Below are 19,850 nucleotides of genomic sequence, written 5' to 3' on the forward strand. Positions count from 1 at the left end.
GGGTATTACCCATGTGAGAGTAGGGTGCCGCCAGACTTTTAAATTAGAGCGAAAGCCCAGCAGCAATGCTGGGCTTTTTTGCATTTAGGGATCAGTATTTTTAATACTATTGAGCAAATAAACTCCTATCTCTCTCTAATATTTTAAGCAACTTAATAATCAACGAAAATAAAAGAATAGAACAAAGCACTTTTTTTAAATGATTAATACGTTAAATGCTACTTGCCTATAACTTAAAAACATCATAATTTCTTTCATATTATCTTTAGTAACAAGATAATTTGGGGAAAAAGTAATTTTTTCTAAAATACTAAATACATCCAAATTAACAAAATTATTAAATTAATAATTGAAGGGTTTAATGACTTCATGATTGGATGAATAACGCTTAAATGAAACGAAAGTTAATTTAGTAGATAAAATATGGATTTTGAGATGAGAATGCTCACAAAATCAATAACCATTAATAGTGAGTGATAAAAGCTTGTTAGATTTTGTGTTAATGGAGATTGAATAAATGAACAATAGATTGAAAAAAGCAATATTCATTAAATAAATATTGCTTTAAATTTTTATTATTAGCCTAAAAGTAGGGCATCATCTGTTACTTTTTCACCGCGAGTTTTTTCGAACATCTCTAATAAATCATTGACGGTTAATTTATCTCGCTTTTCCCCTGAAACATCAAGCACCACTTGCCCTTGATGAAGCATGACTGTTCTTGTGCCGTATTCTAAAGCTTGTTTCATTGAATGGGTAACCATCATTGTGGTTAACTTATTTTTTAAAACAATTTCATTAGTGAGATCCAAAACGAATTGTGCTGTTTTGGGATCAAGTGCAGCAGTGTGTTCATCAAGTAATAAAATCTTAGATGGTTGTAATGTCGACATTAATAGACTTACTGCTTGTCTTTGTCCTCCTGATAATAATCCCATCATATCTGATAAGCGATTCTCAAGGCCTAAATTGAGTGTTGCTAGTTTTTCTTTAAATAAGGCCCTCAGCTTGCGATTTAATGCTGGTAGTAAAGTGAAACTATTACCTCGGTTATAAGCAATCGCTAAGTTTTCTTCAATAGTAAGATTTTCACATGTCCCTACCATAGGATCTTGGAATACTCGTGCAACCATACCGGCTCTTTTCCAAGCAGGCCAACGAGTCACATCTTTATTATTAATAATCACATGTCCCGAATCAGCAATCAAATCACCACTAATCACATTAAGTAAAGAACTCTTTCCTGCGCCATTACTACCGATTATAGTAACAAACTCACCTTCACTGATATTGAGATTTAAACCTCGTAATACATGATTTTCAATTGGTGTTCCTTGATTAAACGTCAATTGCAATTGCCCAACATTGATCATGCTTACTTCCCTCTTCTTTTTGAGTATTTTTTCAGTTGTTTTGGTAAGACTAAAGCTAAAACAACCAATATTGCCGTGATAAGATTTAAATCTTCTGTACCGACACCGATCTCTTGTAAAAATTCATTGCTAAGTGCAAAGGCAATAAATAAACGGTATAAGATAGCGCCGAAAATAACAGCAATCATAACCGCCCAAATGCGTTTTGTTGGGAAAATACTTTCACCTATAATGATTGATGCAAGGCCGATAACAATAGTTCCCACCCCAATAGTAATGTCAGCACCGCCTTGAGTTTGAACAAATAATGAACCACCAAGTGCGATTAATCCGTTTGAAATTGCCATACCTAAAATAGTGATACCACCTGTTGGAATTCCTTGGGATTTAGCCATTCGTTGGTTAGTACCAGTCGCTCTTAAAGCCAATCCGATTTGGGTATTTAAAAATAGGTTAAGTAGCAACCAAAATACAACAACAAAAGCTAAAACCATAAGTGGTTGTACTAAATATTGATTACTATAATCTTCATTAATAAATGGAGAGAAAATAGTTTTTGCATCGAGTAAAGATAGATTAGGCGAACCAGCCATTCTTGGTGTTTCATCCATGAGATAAGGTCCTAAACCTAAAATTCTTAGATTAATTGAATAAAGGCCTATCATCACGATAATACTTGATAGTAATTGTAATATGTTAAGTTTAACATATAACAGTCCAGTCATTGCACCGGCAATACAACCTGCAAACATACCTAGAAAAGTTGCAATCCATGGATCAATACCGACATACATACACAAACCACATACTGCCCCACCAAGTGGGAAACTCGCATCAGCGGTTAGATCGGGGAAGTCAAGTAGTCGAAACGATATAAACACGCCTAAGCTAACTAATGCGTAAATAAGTCCTATTCCAACTGAGCCTAATAAAAATTCAAATGACATGAAAATATCCACTAAAAAAAGCAACCGCCAAAGTAGGCGGTTTAGTTATTAAAACGGTTTAATAAATTATTTTTCAACAATTTTTGCTGCTGATTTTAAAACCTCTTCAGATAGAGTGACACCTTGGCGTTCAGCAGCCTTTTTATTAATAGTTAATTGTGTGATGTTACCAACTTGTGGTGGAATATCACCTGGTTTTTCACCATTAAGAATTCGAATAACAATTTTACCTGCTTGGCGACCAAGGTCATAATAACTCATTCCCAAAGCAGCAATTGCACCTCGTTCAGCTGAATCAGGATCTGATGCAAGAAGAGGAATTTTGTTTTCATTGGCAACCTTCGCTAATGCTTCATAAGCTGAAACGACGTTATTATCGGTTGTTGTGTAGATCAGATCAACTTTTCCTTTTAAACTTATTGCGGCGGTTGAAATATCAGATGTTCGTTGTGCTGGTGCAGCAATAATTTTCATGCCGCGTTTTCCAAGTGCAACTTGTAATTCTTTAAGCACAATTGTGGAATTTACTTCACTTGGGCTATAAACATAACCAATATTTTTTGCATCAGGTTTAATTTTTAACATCATATCGATTTGTGATTCTAAAGATAATGCATCTGATACACCAGTTACATTGGTTTTAGAAGCTTCCCAACTAGGTGTTAATTTAGCAGCAACGGGATCAGTGACAGCAGTGAATACAATAGGAATCGTTTTGGTTGTTGCCACTAAAGCTTGGGTGCTAGGTGTTGCAATACCAACGATAACATTGGGCTTATTAGCAACAAATTGTTTTGCTATTTGGGCAGCATTAGCGCTACTACCTTGAGCACTAGCAAACTGTAATTTTAAATTTTGACCAACAATATAGCCATTATCTTTTAATTCATCTTCAACACCTTTGCGAACATTATCTAATGCAGGATGTTCTACAATTGCTGTTATCGCGACATATTTTTGCTCAGATTTATTATCTGCTAATGAAAAAAATGTTACTACAGATAAACTAAGTAACATAAAAAGCTTGATGATTAAATTCCGCATGTGGTGCTCCTGTAATATTTATTTTACAACCAACCTAAATATACGTTTACTATAAAGCAAAAACAGATAATTTTCTAGATTTAATGAAAAGTATATGTGTAAATATTTTAATACACCTTATTGCAGGGAATTATGAATAAAATAGGCTTATCAATAATACTTTAAAAAATTTTGCGGTGAGGAACGGGGTTTTTGAACATTCTTTGCCCATTAAAATGGACAAAGAATTGATTTTATTTAGATATATGATTTTATTTTTGACCAATAACTTTATAGGCAGACCCGATAACGTCAGGAGGTAAAGAGATTCCTTGTTTTTTGGCTGCATCAGTATTGACTACAAGGCGTAATGTTTGTCCGATTTCGGGTTTAATATTGCCAGGATCTTCTCCATTTAAAACTCTTACCACCAGCTTACCTGATTGACGACCTACATCGTAATAGCTCATTCCATAAGCAGCAACAGCTCCTCGCTCAATGGCATCAGGAAACGATGCTAACAGTGGGATTTTATTTTCATTGGCAAATTTAACTAATGATTCATAAGCTGAAACAACGTTGTTATCTGTTGTGGTGTAGATCAGATCAACTTTTCCTTTCAATGTATTGGCTGCGGTTGAAATATCCGCTGTACGTTGGGCAGGCACCGCCACCAATGAAATATTTTGTTGGCTAAGTTCATTTTGAAGATTTTTTAACACTACAGTGGAATTAATTTCGCTAGGACTATAAATATAACCAACAGATTTTACATTAGGCACAACTTTTTTCATAAATTCAATTTGAGGGCCTATTTCTTGATAGTCTGAAACGCCAGTGACATTGTTATGAGAGGGATTCCAATCTTTAATTAATTTTGCTGCAATTGGATCAGTAATTCCTGCAAAAACAACGGGTATTTGTTTAGTTGCGGCAACTGTTGCTTGAGCACTTGGTGTTGCAATTGCAACGATGACGTCTGGTTTAGCTGCAACGAACTGTCTGGCAATTTGTGCGGCTGTTGCACTACTACCTTGGGCACTTCGATATTGGACATTTAAATTATCGTTTAACTTAAATCCATTTGCTGTTAACTCATCTTTTACTCCATCACGGATTTGGTCTAATGAAGGGTGTTCAACAATTGCTGTTATCGCAACATTTTTTACCGCATTAGCCAAACAGAAAAATGGCGTAATTACTAACATCAATATTAAAATTATAGCGCGTTTCATCATAAAGAACTCGTAAACTAGTACAGTGATATGATTCTAATCTCAATATTACAAAATGTTAAGTAATATTTTTAACTTTTGTAATTTCTTATTGGGCAAAGACAAAAGGATTTAACCCACTTTTTGCAAATCCTTCTTCTTCAGTCTTGATATCCAATATTAATGAGGCAATATCATCAGCAATGATTTCGATATGAGGATCTTTATCTTGGTCTAAGATTTTCAAATAGCTATGGCAAGCATCACAGCACTCGGTTTTTATTGCAGCTAATTCTTTATCCAAAGAGAAGTATTGAATATCTTGCATATTATCACAACAAGTACATTTCACTCGTGGTACATACCATTCGCTTTCACATAAGCTACAATGAAGGTATCTTAATCCATTATTTGCACCAAGCTGAATAATACTCGCAGCTGGCATACTATTACACACTGGGCATAGCCAGCTTTCATTGGTATTTTCAGCGACGGCTTTGCCTTTAATTTGACTAGCTAGTTGGCAATAATAGACTGATAAAGCTGACCAAATAAATATGGATTCATTACCGTCAACCAAAGTAAATTTACCATTGAGTAAGTTGAGTGCTTTCTCTTGAAGTTGATTGGAATCGTTTTGTTTTAATTGTTCAATAACAGATTGAATTTGATAGGTTGTATTTGAAAATGAATTTAATAATGTTAATAAATAATCTTGCCAAATATCATTTAATGGTAAGTTTTCCAAACTTAATGGCGGAAAATCATTATTAAGTGATGGAGAGATATCAATAGGTTTTTTGATTAAAATAGCCTGTTGCTCGACAATCTTAGCGCAGAAATTTAAATAATCACTTAAAGAATTGTTTCGTGCTAGCGTTTTTAAACGCTCGGCGCGATGAATATAAAGTGTTTTCGGTGATGGATAAAAGAGTAAGGGAATCTGTCTAATTACGGTGTTTTGTTGTTCAAGCTGCTCTCGTGGGATGATTTTTATACTCATTCTTGATTACCAATTTTGTTATTTTTTCCATCATTAATCTAATAGGCTAAGAATTCCGCTGATTTATATCAGCGGAGATTAATTATTCTTATAAAGCAGGTTTTTGTTCTGTTTGAGATGATGGCTCAATATCGTTCTTTTGATTGTCTTTAAGTTCTTGCTGATAGACTTTTTTCATTTCTTCTTCGTACCATGAGGAGTGGTTTTTAAATGCCCACGCTCGTGATACATATCCAGTTATCATTCCTTTTATAGACCCTTTAACCCAAATTGCCATATAAGCATGACCAATAGCCAGTAAAATAAGACAAATAGCAGCAAAAGAGTGGAAAAATATTGCGATTCGGACTATTTGAATAGGAAAATAATCAGATACATATCGGCGCCACATTATCAAGCCCGTAACGAATAGCACAAAGATTAAGCTCATAATGCACCAGAATAAAAACTTTTGGCCAACATTATATTTACCAATTGGGATACCTTCTTCTTTTCCCATAATCACGTTTTTAAAGTTTTTAATCCATAAAAGGTCATTTTTATTTGGAATATTGTGATGAGCTAATTTGATAAACATGAACATTAATAAAATGAATACCACACAACCAATTATAGGATGTAAAGCTCTCACCAATTGTGGTGTGCCAAGAAATAATCCAAATAACTTGATTGATGGAAAAAATAAAGATAAACCTGATAACGCAGTTAATATAAACAAACAGACCATACACCAATGACAGAAGCGTACAATAAGTGGTGTTCTTAATATCATTCCTTTCTTATTCATGACGAGCCTCCGATTGTGTTGAATTAGGACTATTTTTTCGACCTAAAATAGGTAATCCTAAACGTTTTCTTGCTTGTTTGTCCGCTTCTTTTTCGTGTTCAATATCTTCGTCATCGACTTCAACTGCACCTACCCCCATGTAGTGGAAGAGTAATCCGCCGAAAGTAGCAACAAAAGCAGCAGCTGATAGTGGTTTCCATGCGCCTTTCCAGAATTTAACGATTTCGCTAATTTGAGGATCTTTAGGTAATCCATGGTAAAGTTCAGGTTGATCAGCATGATGGAGTACATACATAACATGAGTACCGCCGACACCTTCTGGATTGTAGAGTCCTGCGTTTTCAAATCCACGTTTTTTTAAATCAACAATTCGGTGTTCGGCATGGCGAATCATATCTTGTTTGGTGCCAAAATGAATTGCTCCAGTAGGGCAGGTTTTTACGCAAGCAGGTTCTTGACCAACAGCAACTCGATCAACACATAATGTGCATTTATAAGAGTGGTTATCTTCTTTGCTAACACGTGGAATATTAAATGGACATCCTGCGACGCAATAACCACATCCAATACAGTGTTCTGATTGGAAATCGACAATCCCATTAGCATATTGAATGATTGCTCCTTCAGATGGGCACGCTTTTAAGCAACCAGGATCTGCACAATGCATACAACCATCTTTACGTATAAGCCATTCGAATTTGCCATTGATTTCAACTTCTGAATAACGCATTACGGTCCATGCTTTTGGTTCTAAGTCAGCTGGATTATCATAAACGCCGACGGTATTTCCTACTTCTGCTCGCAGATCATTCCATTCGCTACAAGCTACCTGACAAGCTTTACAACCGATACAGGTGGTCACGTCAATTAATTTAGCTACTTCCTGCTGATAATCTCTTGCCCTAGGTGCAGGTGTTAGGGCATTAGTTGCTGAGCGGCGAATAATATCTTGAGTTTGTAATGACATAATCTATCCTCCTTCTTATGCCGCTGTGGTAACTTTTTCGATGTTGACTAAGAAGGACTTGTATTCTGGGGTTTGTGAATTAGCATCACCTAAATGCGGTGTTAATTCATTAACCAAAAAGCCTTTTTTAGTTTGACCTGTGAATCCCCAAACAATTGGAATTCCTATGGTTTCGATCTCTTTACCATCAACTGTCAAAGTAGGTAAACGTTTTGTCACAACTGCTTTGGCTTTGATATAACCTCGATATGACGTTACTTTCACTGTATCGCCCAATTTTATGCCTTTTTTATTCGCAAGATTTTCACTAAGCTCAATGAATTGTTCTGGTTGTGTTATTGAAGCTAATCTTGCATGTTGCGTCCAAAAGTGGAAGTGCTCAGTAATACTGTATGTTGTACCAACATAAGGAAATTCATCTGCTTTACCTAAGCGAGCTAAATCTTCTTTAAATGCTCGAGCTACTGGACTATTTATTTGTTTAGGGTGCATTGGGTTATTTGAAATTGGTGTTTCAAATGGTTCATAATGTTCAGGAAATGGTCCATCAACTAAACGATTCAAACAGAACAGCCCACCTAATCCATCATTGTTCATGATGAAGGCTCCCGCTCCAGAATCAGGTGATAACGTGGCAGTAAAATCTGGTACGTCATTGCCGACCCAACTTGTTCCGTTCCATTTGATTAACATCCGATTTGGATCCCATGGTTTTCCATTTTCATCAGTAGAAGCACGATTATAGAGTACACGTCGATTCATCGGCCAAGCCCAAGCCCAGCCAGCATGAATACCCTTACCTGATGGGTCACTAGGATCTCGGCGAGCCATTTGGTTACCTTGTTCAGTCCAAGAACCACAAAATATCCAAATTCCAGATGAGGTCGTTCCGTCGGCTTTTAATTGAGAAAAACCACTTAATAGTTGGCCTTTTTTAAGGATGATGTTGCCATTAGTGTCCGTTATGTCAGCCAATGCTCGACCATTACACTCTTTTGCTAACTCTTCGGCTGCCGGACCTTCAGGATCTTGATAATCCCAAGTTAAATTATTAATTGGTTCGTGATAAGCGCCGCCTTCTTCTTCATAAAGCTCTTTAATTCTTAAATAGATTCGCGCAATAATCTCTGGGTCGTAAAGTGATTCATAAGGTGGTCTAGCTGCTGCCCAATGCCATTGTAATAAACGTGATGAGTTAACAATTGTCCCATTTTCCTCTGCAAAACAGTTGGTCGGAAGTCTAAAGACTTCTGTTTGTATTTTACTTGGATCAACATCATTTGATTCACCATGATTTTTCCAAAACTCGGCTGTTTCAGTTGGCAATGGATCGATATTTACCAAGAATTTGAGTTTGGATAATCCCTCACGAATACTATTTTTATCAGGTAAGGCAGCCAGTGGGTTAAACCCTTGGCAAATAAAACCATTAGCTTGTCCGTCACGCATCATTTTACTAAAACGTAAAATATCATAGGTTTTATCCCATTTTGGTAACCAATCAAATCCCCAATTATTATCCCCAGTTGCCTTATCACCATACATTGCTTTCATAAAACTAATAAAGAATTTAGGGTAATTACCCCAAAAATTAACCTCATTTGGACCAAGAGGTTTTGGTGTTTTTTCTGCTAAGTATTGTTCAAGCGATGTTTGAGAATCTTTTGGTAGATCAAGATAAGCAGGTAATCGATTAGACAGTAAACCTACATCAGTTAATCCTTGAATATTTGAGTGACCACGCAAAGCATTTATACCACCACCCATGACACCAATATTACCAAGAATCAGTTGAATCATTGCTGCAGTGCGGATGATTTGTGTACCATAAGTATGTTGAGTCCAACCTAATGCATATAGGAAAGTTGCCGCACGATCATTGGTTTTAGTACTGGCGAGTGAACGACAAACATGTAAAAAGCCATCTACAGGACTACCCGTTATTTTATTTACAATTTCTGGCGTATAGCGACTAACATGTTGTTTTAGTAAATTCCAAACACAGCGCGGATGACTTAATGTTTTATCTCTTAATGCAAAACCATTTTCATCTTTTTGATATGCCCAACTGGTTTGATCGTATTGACGGTTTTCTGCATCGTAACCACTAAACAATCCACTATTATTATCAAAGTTGAAATCGTCACGCACAATTAAGCTAGCATTAGAGTGTGTTATAAGATATTCAAAGTTGACTTCGTTATTAGTGATAAGGTAATTAATGATACCAAGTAGAAAAGCGATATCTGAACCTGCACGAATAGGTACATAATGATCAGCTACCGAAGCGGTTCGATGAAAGCGTGGATCAATCGCTATGAGTTCTGCACCGTTAGTAATTTTGGCTTCAATTGCCCATTTAAAACCAACTGGATGGGCTTCAGCTGCGTTACCGCCCATAACAATAACCACATTAGCATTTTTAATATCGTTCCAGTTATTGGTCATGGCGCCTCGACCAAAGGTCGCACCTAAACTAGATACTGAGGGCCCATGGCAAACTCTAGCTTGAGTTTCAAGGCTTAGCATTCCTAAAGAACGGGCAACTTTAAATGCTAACCAACCAGTTTCATTACTCGCAGCAGAAGTCACAAGCCAGCCAGTAGTTGTCCAGCGGTTAACCGTCGTTCCTTGTTCATTTTTTTCTTGAAAATTTTTATCACGGTCAGCTTTCATTAAGCGAGCTATGCGGTCAATTGCTTCATCCCAGCTGATTCGTTGCCATTTGTCAGAACCTGGCGCACGATACTCAGGGTATTTAACTCGTTGTTCGCTTTTAATATAGTCGAGTACGCCAGCACCTTTCGGACAAAGTGAACCACGACTAACAGGATGGTCAGGATCGCCTTCGATATGAAAAATAGACGATTCGGCATTCTTAGCGCCATCTCCTCGGCTATAAAGGAGCATTCCACATCCAACAGAACAGTAAGTACAATTATTTCGCGTTTCTTTTGATTTTAACAATTTATATTGGCGAGTTTGTGCAAGCGCTACATTCGGCATTAATCCTAAAGTAGCGACAGTTGTTCCTGCCATGCCACCAGCACAGATCTTAAAGAACTGTCTACGGTTAAATAGCATATGAACTCCTTAAAAAGCTGACATTACATTTTATTATCTAATTTTTTCGATGTTATAAACATCCTTACTAATTGTAATGATAATATTTAATTGAATGGAAATAAAGGTATACTTTCACAAAAGTTTGACATATGTCAAAAAAACAATAGTGCTATTTATTAAATTTGTTAATGAAGACTATAAAGAATAAAATTATTTAGAAAACAGTGATAAAGCATAAAAAAAGATACTTTATTTAATGATTGAAGTTTATTCGGCTTACCCAAAATAATCAAGTAAGCCCAAGATAATTTAATTTTTAAGGATTGATTTCATCAATTGTTTGCATTACACGGTTAGTAATTAATGGTTTAAGTATATTATTCATAGTTTCGATTTTCGGTAAATTTGCATCACCTTTATCATCTAAATAACCTTGTTCCCGAAGCGAAGCAACTAGTGTTGAAAAAACACCTTTATCAAAAAATTCAGGGGCATTTATACCATGTAATATTGAAAGCCGTTCTGCAATTAAACGTCCTTCTTTTTCTAAGGTTGCACGACTAATTGTCGGATCTTTTTGCAACAATGAAAATGCAATGACATAGCGTTGTAATGTATCTCTTGATGATGACGCTAACAACTGTAATCCTGACATTTTTAAGTAGTTCAATGTTAATTTATCAGGTGAATAACTTATTAGATTCAAATCAGCATAAGTTGCAATAATTTTATTAACATATTCAGTTAATTGATCTTCATTATGATATAAAAATAGCTCTGATTTTATTAAAGGGAAGAGCAATTTAACCTGCATAAGTACTTCATCAATTGAAATGCGATTATGTTTAAGTAAAATTCTAGCCACAATTGCTGGTATAATCAGTAAATGCTGAATATTATTGCGATAATAGGTCATCAATACTGCTTGTTCGGTCGTTAACCCCACCATTTCACCAACTTCATCAGTAGTAATGACAAATTTACCCATTTCTTTGGCATGTTCAAACATCTCTTCGGCAGTTTGATCGGGAATGGTAATCAAATCAGAGTAAGGAATGTTTTTCAATAATTTTAAAAGATAATCTAAATGCTCTAATAATTTTACTTTTGTTAATGTGCATTGATCAGCGGCTAATAATATTGAACAACATAAATTCATAGCATTAATCGCAGCCGAAGAATTGATGTGCTCCATAATTTGTTTCGCAAGCAAATTAGTTGTTGGTGTTAACCAATTAGGGCGCTGTGTTCCTGTAGGATCAATAGCATCTCGCCATTCAGGTATATGCTGATTTAAAAATTGATTTAAAGGTATTGGGCTACCAAAGTTAACGTAGCCAAAGCCTAGTTTTTTTAATTTGAAGAAGGCTTTAATTGTGCTCCACAAGCTTTCTTTTTCTTTTTTAGCGCCACGCAGCTCGTTAGCATAAGTGGCAACTTCTAAAACATGTTCATAACCAATATAGACCGGGACAATTGTGATTGGGCGTGTATCACCCCGTAATAAAGTTTGGATTGTCATCAACAACATTCCGGTTTTAGGGTCGAGTAGTCTTCCTGTGCGTGAGCGCCCACCTTCAATGAAATATTCGACGGCATAACCGCGGATAAATAACTCTGCTAAATACTCTCTAAATACGGCGGTATAGAGTTTGTTACCTTTAAATGAACGGCGGATAAAAAATGCCCCTAAGCGCCTAAAGATAGGGCCTGCTGGCCAGAAATTTAAATTGATACCAGCTGCAATATGTGGTGGAACTAATCCTTGCCGATAAAGTACATAAGACAATAACAAATAGTCCATATGACTTCGATGACATGGTGCATAAACGATTTCGTGTCCATTTTCAGCAAGCTCTCGAACTGGATCAGCGTTTGTTACTTTTAAACCTTGATAAAGTCTGTTCCAAGCCCAAGTAAGAACAAAGTCAGTCACTCTTAGCATGCGGTAAGAAAAATTAGCCGCGATTTCATTTAGAAGTGATAAAGCATTTTTCTTGGCTTTATCTAGCCCAATATGTTTACTTTTAGCTTCTTCTTGTATTGCCTCAGCAAGAGCTGGGTTAGTTAATAATTTATTAAGCATTTCCTGTCTAACAGGCAATTTAGGACCAACAGAAGCCGCTCTTTGTTTAGCAAAGTGAATACGTGCTACACGTGCAAGCTTATGAGCTAAAACAGAAATATCTTGTTTATCGTCGACTTTAATATCTTTAAAAGATACGGTCCGAGAAAATCGAGTATAGCAGTCACGACCAGAAATTAAGATTTTATAAAGTTTATAGGTAGCACCTAACACTTGCAGTGAAGGCATTTTTTTGCCTTCTTTATCTGGTTTACGACCAAACATGACAGATACAGGCAACATTTGAACATCAAGTTCATCATTTTGTTGATGCGCTGAAATGTATTCCCTTAAAATTTCGATAGATTTATTTTTTTGTTTACTTGAAGCAAAAATTCCTGGCCCTTTATCGATATAAATATAAGCAGGTACAGTTTTATCATTAATATCAATTCCTAATAAAGGATCTGGTAAATGATATTTTAGACAAAGCGACCTAACTACCATTAAATCAATTTGAGAGTTATAAGGAAGCACATACAAAATTGGACGATGGATATCGAGGTCCAGTTCAGTAATGGGATCGGTAGGAATTGGTTTACTTTTAACAAAAAGCTTAACAGGAATTTGAATTAGTGAAAAATAAATTTTTGTCCACCAAGAAAACATAAAAATAAACCTCATACTTTGTTGCTAACTATATACTTAAATCATTTTAAGTTATTTATTTACCAACCTAATAATGAATGTTTAAGCTGTAAATTGATATGATACTCTAATATAAAAAACATTAATCCAAGTATATATGCGTTACAGTATAGCAAATTTGCATAATCTTGTAGTGATTACATTATGATAATGACAACGTATTATAAAGGTTTATTTCTATCAGCACCATATCAGCATGAATTGAATATTACCGTTAATTAAAGCAAGTTATTCACACAATTTTCATTAAGGATACAAATCGGTTATTCTTTATTTGCAATGTTAGCATTAAATTTATTATAAGTTTTCTTTAGTCTTACCTAAAAAATAATTTACGCTAGTAAGCGTATACTAACAATTGCACTTTATATATCTATCGCCTAGAATAACTATCTTTATTTTGCTACGAAGAATCTATTTATGAATACTATTCTTGAGCTGTTTTCCTCGGTAAATGCAGTGGTTGTTGCAGTTATTTTAATGTTAGTCCTTTCGCTTTGCCGTGTTCATGTGGTGATTAGCTTAATCATTGGTGCTTTTGTCGGTGGTTTATGTAGCCATTTAACATTAAAAGAAACAATTGACGCTTTTAATACTGGGATTAGCAACGGGGCTAATATTGCGCTTTCTTATGCTATGCTTGGTGCGTTTGCAGTAGCAATTTCAAAATCAGGATTACCAGAATTGTTAGCTGACAAAGCCATTAAGCAGTTAACGACTAATGATGCTAAAACTCGAATTAAATGGTTGTTAATTATCATAATCGGGTTAGTTAGTATTTCCTCACAAAATATCATCCCAATTCATATTGCTTTTATACCGTTGTTAATTCCGCCACTATTATATGTAATGTCGAGATTGCAACTAGATAGACGAATGATTGCTTGTATCATGACATTTGGTTTGATTACACCATATATGTTTTTACCTGTCGGATTCGGTAATATTTTCTTAAATCAAATCTTATTAAAAAATATTATTTCATCGGGGATGGATGTTAGCCATGTTAATGTTATGCATGCTATGGCTATTCCGGCTTTTGGTATGTTTGTTGGTCTACTTTGGGCTATTTTCGTTAGTTATCGTAAACCGAGACAATATAAACTGATTCATGAAGAAAGCCATGCCGAAGAGTTTAGTAATGTAAGTACTCGTTCACTTGTCGTCTCATTATTAGCAATTATTCTCTCTTTTACTGTCCAACTTTATACTGGATCGATGATTTTAGGTGCTTTAATTGGCTTTATCTGTTTTATTGCTTCAGGCTCAATTAAATGGGGTGAGGCAGACGGAATCTTTACCGATGGTATCAAAATGATGGCGATGATCGGCTTTGTGATGATATCAGCTCAAGGCTTTGCTGAAGTATTAAAACAGACTCATGAAATAGAACCTTTAGTTGTTAATAGTGCCTCATTATTCGCGGGGAATAAAGTAGTAGCATCTTTTATGATGATGTTAGTTGGCTTGATCATTACACTTGGTATTGGTTCATCTTTCTCTACTGTACCAATTATTGCAGCTATCTATGTTCCTTTATGTGTTCAGTTGGGCTTTTCACCAATAGCAACCGTTTGTTTAATTGGTGCGTCAGGAGCGATTGGCGATGCAGGTTCACCTCCTTCAGATACTATTTTAGCAACATCTGCTGGTTTAAACAGTGATGGTCAGCATGATCATATAAGAGATAGTGTTATTCCAACCTTTACCCATTTTAATATTCCATTGTTTATAGCTGGTTGGGTGGGATCATTAATTTTATAAATATTTAGATTGATGAGTTAAGGTCATTATTGGTTATGAATAAAAAGTCACACTCAAATATTCGAGCTATTTGTGCTCAAGCGATTTTTAACGTACTTGAAGAGGGGCAATCGCTTAGTACGGCCTTAACGTTATTTAGCCATAAAGTAGCAGAAAAAGATCGCGCGCTAATGCAAGAAATCTGTTTTGGTGTGATGCGTGTTTTACCTGAACTTAATTTTTATATTCATACTTTGATGAATAAAGTTCTTACCGGGAAAAATCGAGTTCTACACTATTTATTGTTAGTGGGTATTTACCAAATTTTATATACCAGAATACCTGAACATGCAGCTGTAGGTGAAACAGTTAATGCAGTAAATGATTTAAAAAAATCAGCGCTCAAAGGATTAGTAAATGGCGTATTGCGTGAATTTTTACGCCAACAAGAATCATTACAACGAAAATTTGTACAGGATGATAAAGCACCTCAAACCTTGCATCCAAGTTGGTTAGTTAATCGTCTTACGCAAGCTTACCCCGAGAAATGGCAAGCAATCATTTCTGCCAATAACCAAAAACCACCAATGTGGTTACGCGTTAATCTTAATCACTATTCTGTTAGTGAGTATCAACAATTGTTAACTGAACGGCAAATTGAATCAGAAGCTTTTGCTGATTTGCCTTGTGCTATCAGGTTATTATCGCCTGTAAATGTAACGAAATTACCTTATTTTGCTGAAGGAGCCGTTACCGTACAGGACTTATCTGCTCAATATGCTGCATATTTGTTAGAACCCCAAAATGGTGAGCAAATTTTGGATATGTGTGCCGCTCCAGGTGGAAAAACAACCCATATCTTAGAAATTGCACCTAAAGCAAATTTATTAGCGGTAGATGTTGATGCAGGTCGTGCTAAACGTATTGAAGAAAATCTGGCTCGCCTAAAACAAGTAGCAGAAGTTAAAGTGGGTGATGGTCTTACACCTGAAAAATGGTGCTCGGGTAAACAATTTGACCGAATTTTGCTTGACGCACCATGCTCGGCAACAGGCGTAATTCGTCGCCATCCTGATATCAAGTGGTTACGGCGAGATAGTGATATTGCGCAACTCACTGAATTGCAACATGGAATCTTAACCAATATTTGGTCTTATTTAAAAACAGGTGGCACTTTAGTCTATGCTACCTGTTCAATCCTACCTGATGAAAATAGATTACAAATTGAGCGGTTTTTACAAGAAAACAGCAATGCCCAACTTGTGGGTGATACGAAACAATTTTTACCAACTGTACACGGTGGTGATGGTTTTTTCTATGCTGTTTTAAAAAAAAGTAGTTAGTACATTTTTACAATGCCAGCTCTGTTTAAAAATGATTAATGTATTAACATTGCGCTACTTACTGTAATTTTCAATCAATTGAACTAATTGCTGACTATGCTTTAATGCTTTTGCTTTTATTGTCGTTTTTTCTCCCTCAATAACAGGCGACACGCCATATAAAATGGCAGGGGAAAGGTATTTCATTTGCGTGTAGAGTGCTGAAGTTTTTACGGATTGAAGTAAATGATTCATTAATTCAGGGGAATATTTTTGAAAATTTTGCTCTGTTTGTCCTACAGTTAAACTTTGCAATAACTTTTTATCTTTTAATTTATCGCCTTTCGAGCCATAAGCAAATTGATAGGTTAATACCTCATCAAACCATATTTTAAGTATTGCTGGCATGTTGAACCAATACATAGGGTATTGTAGAACGATAAGATCATGTCTAAGTAAAGCAGCTTGTTCTTCTTGTACATTGATTTTGTAATCTGGATAAAGTTGGTGAATATTACGAATTTCAATATCCTTAACTTTATCTTGTAATGTTTCAATAATCGTTTTATTGGCAATTGATTGTTCAATATTAGGGTGACCTAAAATAATTAATGGCATAATTGTTCCTTTGTTTTTATACTATAAAAAATTTAGTTACTCTCTTTAGTTTAGTGATTAATATTTTTTCAGCAATATCTATCTAATTTGATAGTAGGAATGTGTATGCAAAGCAGTGAACATCGATCATCAATACGATATAAGAATAAAATCTATTATTGCCCAATAAGTTTAGCTATGGATTTAATCGGTGGAAAATGGAAAGGTGTTATCCTTTATTATTTGCTTTCTGGTGAAAAACGATTTAGTGAGTTAAAAGTGGTGATCCCTGAAATCACTGATATGACGCTGAGCATCCAGCTTAAAAAGTTGGAGGAAGATGAACTTATCACTCGTAGTGTATATGGTGAAAAACCACCACTTAAAGTGTTATACAAATTAACCCCTTTGGGTGAAAAAATTGGCCCAGCACTTGAACAGCTTTGTATGTGGGGACTATCTGTTTAGTCTTCTTTCTTCATTTCTAAACTGAAGCTAATTACTATTGATTAACAATGAAATTTCTTGCAAAAAAAGTTGAGGAACGGGGTTTTTGAGCCGTAAAATTTAAGAAATAACTTCTTATAATCCTTACTTGGACAATCTTTAGTAGATATGGTAAATTCCGAATCTGTTTTACATTTTTAAGACTTTCGATATATGGCTTATACATTAACCTATAATGATCTCCCAGAAAATATTCAATATTGGCAAGGTTTACCTTTGTCTTTAAATGGTTGTGAAGTTGTTCCATTGGATTACAATGCGGGTAAAACGGGTTGGATTATTTATGGGAAAAAGTTAAATAAAACACTACTTTCAAAATTTCAAAGACAGCTTGCAATGCCAATGGTTGTGGTTTCGTCTTGGAAAATTAAAACCTATCAAATAGTACGTATTGCTGGCGTAATGCCGAAAAAAGCCAAATCGATTTCGCTAACATTAGGTATTGATGTTTCACCAATTGATAATTTACCTACATTGCATTCCCCAGGTTTATTAGTCATGGATATGGACTCGACCGCAATTGGTATTGAGTGTATTGATGAACTAGCAAAATTACACGGTGTCGGAGAACAAGTTGCTGCAGTGACTGAGCTTGCTATGCGTGGTGAACTTGATTTTGCTACCAGCTTACGTAAACGAGTTGCTACATTAAAAGGCGCACAGCAAGATATTTTAGAACAAGTAAAAGAGAGTCTACCATTAACACCAGGATTAACTTATTTAGTTAAAGAGTTGCATAAAAAAAATTGGCATGTTGCCATTGTTTCGGGTGGATTTACCTATTTTGCAAATCATTTAAAACAGAAGTTAAAACTAATTGATGCTCACGCTAATGAATTAGAAATTAAAAACGGTAAGCTGACAGGTAAAGTTAATGGGCAAATTGTTGATGCTAAATATAAAGCGCGGATGTTACAACAATTAGCCACCTCTTTAGATATTCCTATTGAGCAAACTGTTGCGATTGGTGATGGGGCAAATGATTTAATGATGATTAGAATAGCGGGGCTTGGTGTTGCTTATCATGGAAAGCCTAAAGTCGTTGAAAAAGCAAGAATCAGCATCAATTATGCTGATTTAACCGGTTTATGGTGCATCTTATCTACCAGTTTATTAAGTGAAGGCTAGGAGAAGAATTTGGCAAAAACAGTAAAGCGCGCTTATGTCTGTAATGATTGTGGTGCTGACTATCCTCGTTGGCAAGGTCAATGTAGCGCTTGTCATGCATGGAATACTATTACTGAAGTTAGGTTAGCTAGTAGTTCATCACGCAATGACCGATTAACCGGCTATGCCGGTGGTGCAGGGCAAACTAAAATCCAAAAATTATCTGAAATTAGTCTGGAAGCCTTACCCAGATTTTCAACTGGATTTTCTGAATTTGACCGTGTGCTTGGTGGTGGTGTAGTACCAGGTAGTGCTATCTTAATTGGTGGTAACCCCGGTGCAGGTAAAAGTACTTTGCTACTGCAAACCATGAGTAAACTGTCAGCACAAATGAATACGCTTTATGTTACTGGTGAGGAATCATTACAACAAGTAGCGATGCGTGCACATCGTTTAGGTTTACCGACGGATAATATTAATATGTTGTCTGAAACCAGTATTGAGCAGATCTGTTTACTTGCTGAGCAGTCACAGCCAAAGTTAATGGTTATTGATTCAATTCAAGTTATGCATCTTGCTGATATTCAATCTTCGCCAGGTAGTGTGGCTCAAGTTCGTGAAACTGCAGCTTATTTAACGCGTTTTGCGAAAACCAAAGGCATAGCCATTATTATGGTTGGCCATGTGACTAAAGATGGGTCACTAGCTGGCCCTAAAGTACTTGAACACTGTATTGATTGCTCAATTTTACTTGATGGTGATGCTGACTCTCGATTTCGAACTTTACGTAGCCATAAAAATCGTTTTGGCGCAGTCAATGAGTTAGGTGTGTTTGCTATGACTGAACAAGGATTGAAAGAAGTCAGTAATCCATCTGCAATCTTTTTAAGTCGTGGTGAAGAGATGTTATCGGGCAGTTCGGTAATGGTGTTATGGGAAGGTACTCGTCCATTACTGGTTGAAATTCAAGCGTTAGTTGATCATTCTGTATATGGCAATCCAAGGCGAGTGACTGTCGGGCTTGATCAAAATCGGCTGGCACTTTTACTCGCGGTTTTGCATCGCCATGGTGGTTTACAAATGGCTGATCAGGATATTTTTGTTAACGTTGTTGGCGGGGTAAAAGTGACCGAAACTAGTGTCGATTTAGCATTGATTGCGGCATTGGTATCCAGTTTTCGAAATCGCCCTTTACCACAAGATGTGGTTATTTTTGGTGAAATAGGTCTAGGAGGAGAAATACGACCAGTACCAAGTGGTCAAGAGCGTATTTCTGAAGCCGCTAAACATGGTTTCAAAAAGGCAATAGTGCCTATAGCTAATATGCCAAAGAAAAAGCCAGAAAATATGCAGATCTTTGCTGTTAAGAAAGTGTCGGAAGCGTTAGATATTTTAAGTGATCTTTAGAGTGTTCAAATATT

General features: G+C 35.9%; 15 protein-coding genes. 5 read left to right on the forward strand and 10 right to left on the reverse strand.

The features are described from left to right. Positions 1 to 578 precede the first annotated feature (578 nt). The 9 genes from J3U27_RS08695 to plsB all read right to left on the reverse strand — a co-directional run bounded on the left by J3U27_RS08695 (position 579) and on the right by plsB (position 13,129). Complete coding sequence (locus J3U27_RS08695) at positions 579 to 1,373, reverse strand: ABC transporter ATP-binding protein (protein WP_065561755.1); 795 nt, start codon at positions 1,371 to 1,373, stop codon at positions 579 to 581. A 2-nt stretch (positions 1,374 to 1,375) separates the two neighbouring features. Further along, on the reverse strand, positions 1,376 to 2,320 hold the full coding sequence (locus tag J3U27_RS08700) for an ABC transporter permease (protein ID WP_065561756.1): 945 nt from the start codon (positions 2,318 to 2,320) through the stop codon (positions 1,376 to 1,378). Positions 2,321 to 2,386: 66 nt separating this feature from the next. Continuing rightward, the gene (locus tag J3U27_RS08705) at positions 2,387 to 3,364 is read right to left on the reverse strand and encodes an ABC transporter substrate-binding protein (protein WP_065561757.1); all 978 of its coding nucleotides are present in this window, start codon (positions 3,362 to 3,364) and stop codon (positions 2,387 to 2,389) included. A 251-nt stretch (positions 3,365 to 3,615) separates the two neighbouring features. Beyond that, positions 3,616 to 4,581, reverse strand: a complete 966-nt coding sequence (locus J3U27_RS08710) for an ABC transporter substrate-binding protein (RefSeq protein WP_267377273.1) — start codon at positions 4,579 to 4,581, stop codon at positions 3,616 to 3,618. Positions 4,582 to 4,666: 85 nt separating this feature from the next. Further along, positions 4,667 to 5,560, reverse strand: coding sequence for a formate dehydrogenase accessory protein FdhE (fdhE, locus tag J3U27_RS08715; protein WP_065735257.1), 894 nt, complete (start codon positions 5,558 to 5,560; stop codon positions 4,667 to 4,669). Positions 5,561 to 5,648: 88 nt separating this feature from the next. Next, complete coding sequence (locus J3U27_RS08720) at positions 5,649 to 6,347, reverse strand: formate dehydrogenase subunit gamma (RefSeq protein ID WP_065561760.1); 699 nt, start codon at positions 6,345 to 6,347, stop codon at positions 5,649 to 5,651. Then, a complete protein-coding gene (gene fdxH / locus J3U27_RS08725) occupies positions 6,340 to 7,314 on the reverse strand; it encodes a formate dehydrogenase subunit beta (protein WP_081303434.1) in 975 nt (324 codons plus the stop codon). Before fdxH ends, J3U27_RS08720 begins: the two co-directional genes overlap by 8 nt. A gap of 15 nt (positions 7,315 to 7,329) precedes the next feature. Next, positions 7,330 to 10,398: a formate dehydrogenase-N subunit alpha gene (fdnG, locus tag J3U27_RS08730; RefSeq protein ID WP_267377274.1), complete on the reverse strand. Its 3,069-nt coding sequence runs from the start codon at positions 10,396 to 10,398 to the stop codon at positions 7,330 to 7,332. Positions 10,399 to 10,696: 298 nt separating this feature from the next. Then, positions 10,697 to 13,129, reverse strand: coding sequence for a glycerol-3-phosphate 1-O-acyltransferase PlsB (gene plsB, locus J3U27_RS08735; protein ID WP_267342583.1), 2,433 nt, complete (start codon positions 13,127 to 13,129; stop codon positions 10,697 to 10,699). A 444-nt stretch (positions 13,130 to 13,573) separates the two neighbouring features. On the opposite strand from plsB, the gene J3U27_RS08740 reads away from it, so the two are divergent. Together J3U27_RS08740 and rsmB are read left to right on the forward strand one after the other, a co-directional pair. Further along, positions 13,574 to 14,917, forward strand: coding sequence for a Na+/H+ antiporter family protein (locus J3U27_RS08740; RefSeq protein ID WP_065561762.1), 1,344 nt, complete (start codon positions 13,574 to 13,576; stop codon positions 14,915 to 14,917). 35 nt (positions 14,918 to 14,952) lie between these two features. Continuing rightward, positions 14,953 to 16,239, forward strand: coding sequence for a 16S rRNA (cytosine(967)-C(5))-methyltransferase RsmB (gene rsmB / locus J3U27_RS08745; RefSeq protein WP_267337686.1), 1,287 nt, complete (start codon positions 14,953 to 14,955; stop codon positions 16,237 to 16,239). 54 nt (positions 16,240 to 16,293) lie between these two features. On the opposite strand, the gene J3U27_RS08750 is transcribed toward rsmB, so the two are convergent. Further along, the gene (locus J3U27_RS08750) at positions 16,294 to 16,836 is read right to left on the reverse strand and encodes an NAD(P)H-dependent oxidoreductase (RefSeq protein WP_065735254.1); all 543 of its coding nucleotides are present in this window, start codon (positions 16,834 to 16,836) and stop codon (positions 16,294 to 16,296) included. A gap of 105 nt (positions 16,837 to 16,941) precedes the next feature. Here J3U27_RS08750 and J3U27_RS08755 point away from each other — a divergent pair, with 105 nt between their 5' ends. The 3 genes from J3U27_RS08755 to radA all read left to right on the forward strand — a co-directional run bounded on the left by J3U27_RS08755 (position 16,942) and on the right by radA (position 19,836). After that, positions 16,942 to 17,283: a winged helix-turn-helix transcriptional regulator gene (locus J3U27_RS08755; protein WP_065735253.1), complete on the forward strand. Its 342-nt coding sequence runs from the start codon at positions 16,942 to 16,944 to the stop codon at positions 17,281 to 17,283. Positions 17,284 to 17,475: 192 nt separating this feature from the next. Continuing rightward, complete coding sequence (gene serB, locus J3U27_RS08760) at positions 17,476 to 18,450, forward strand: phosphoserine phosphatase (RefSeq protein WP_065561764.1); 975 nt, start codon at positions 17,476 to 17,478, stop codon at positions 18,448 to 18,450. A 9-nt stretch (positions 18,451 to 18,459) separates the two neighbouring features. Then, complete coding sequence (gene radA / locus J3U27_RS08765) at positions 18,460 to 19,836, forward strand: DNA repair protein RadA (protein WP_065735252.1); 1,377 nt, start codon at positions 18,460 to 18,462, stop codon at positions 19,834 to 19,836. The last annotated feature ends 14 nt before the right edge of the window (positions 19,837 to 19,850 follow it).

This window comes from Gilliamella sp. B2911, assembly GCF_026536965.1.
Classification (GTDB): domain Bacteria; phylum Pseudomonadota; class Gammaproteobacteria; order Enterobacterales; family Orbaceae; genus Gilliamella; species Gilliamella apicola_E.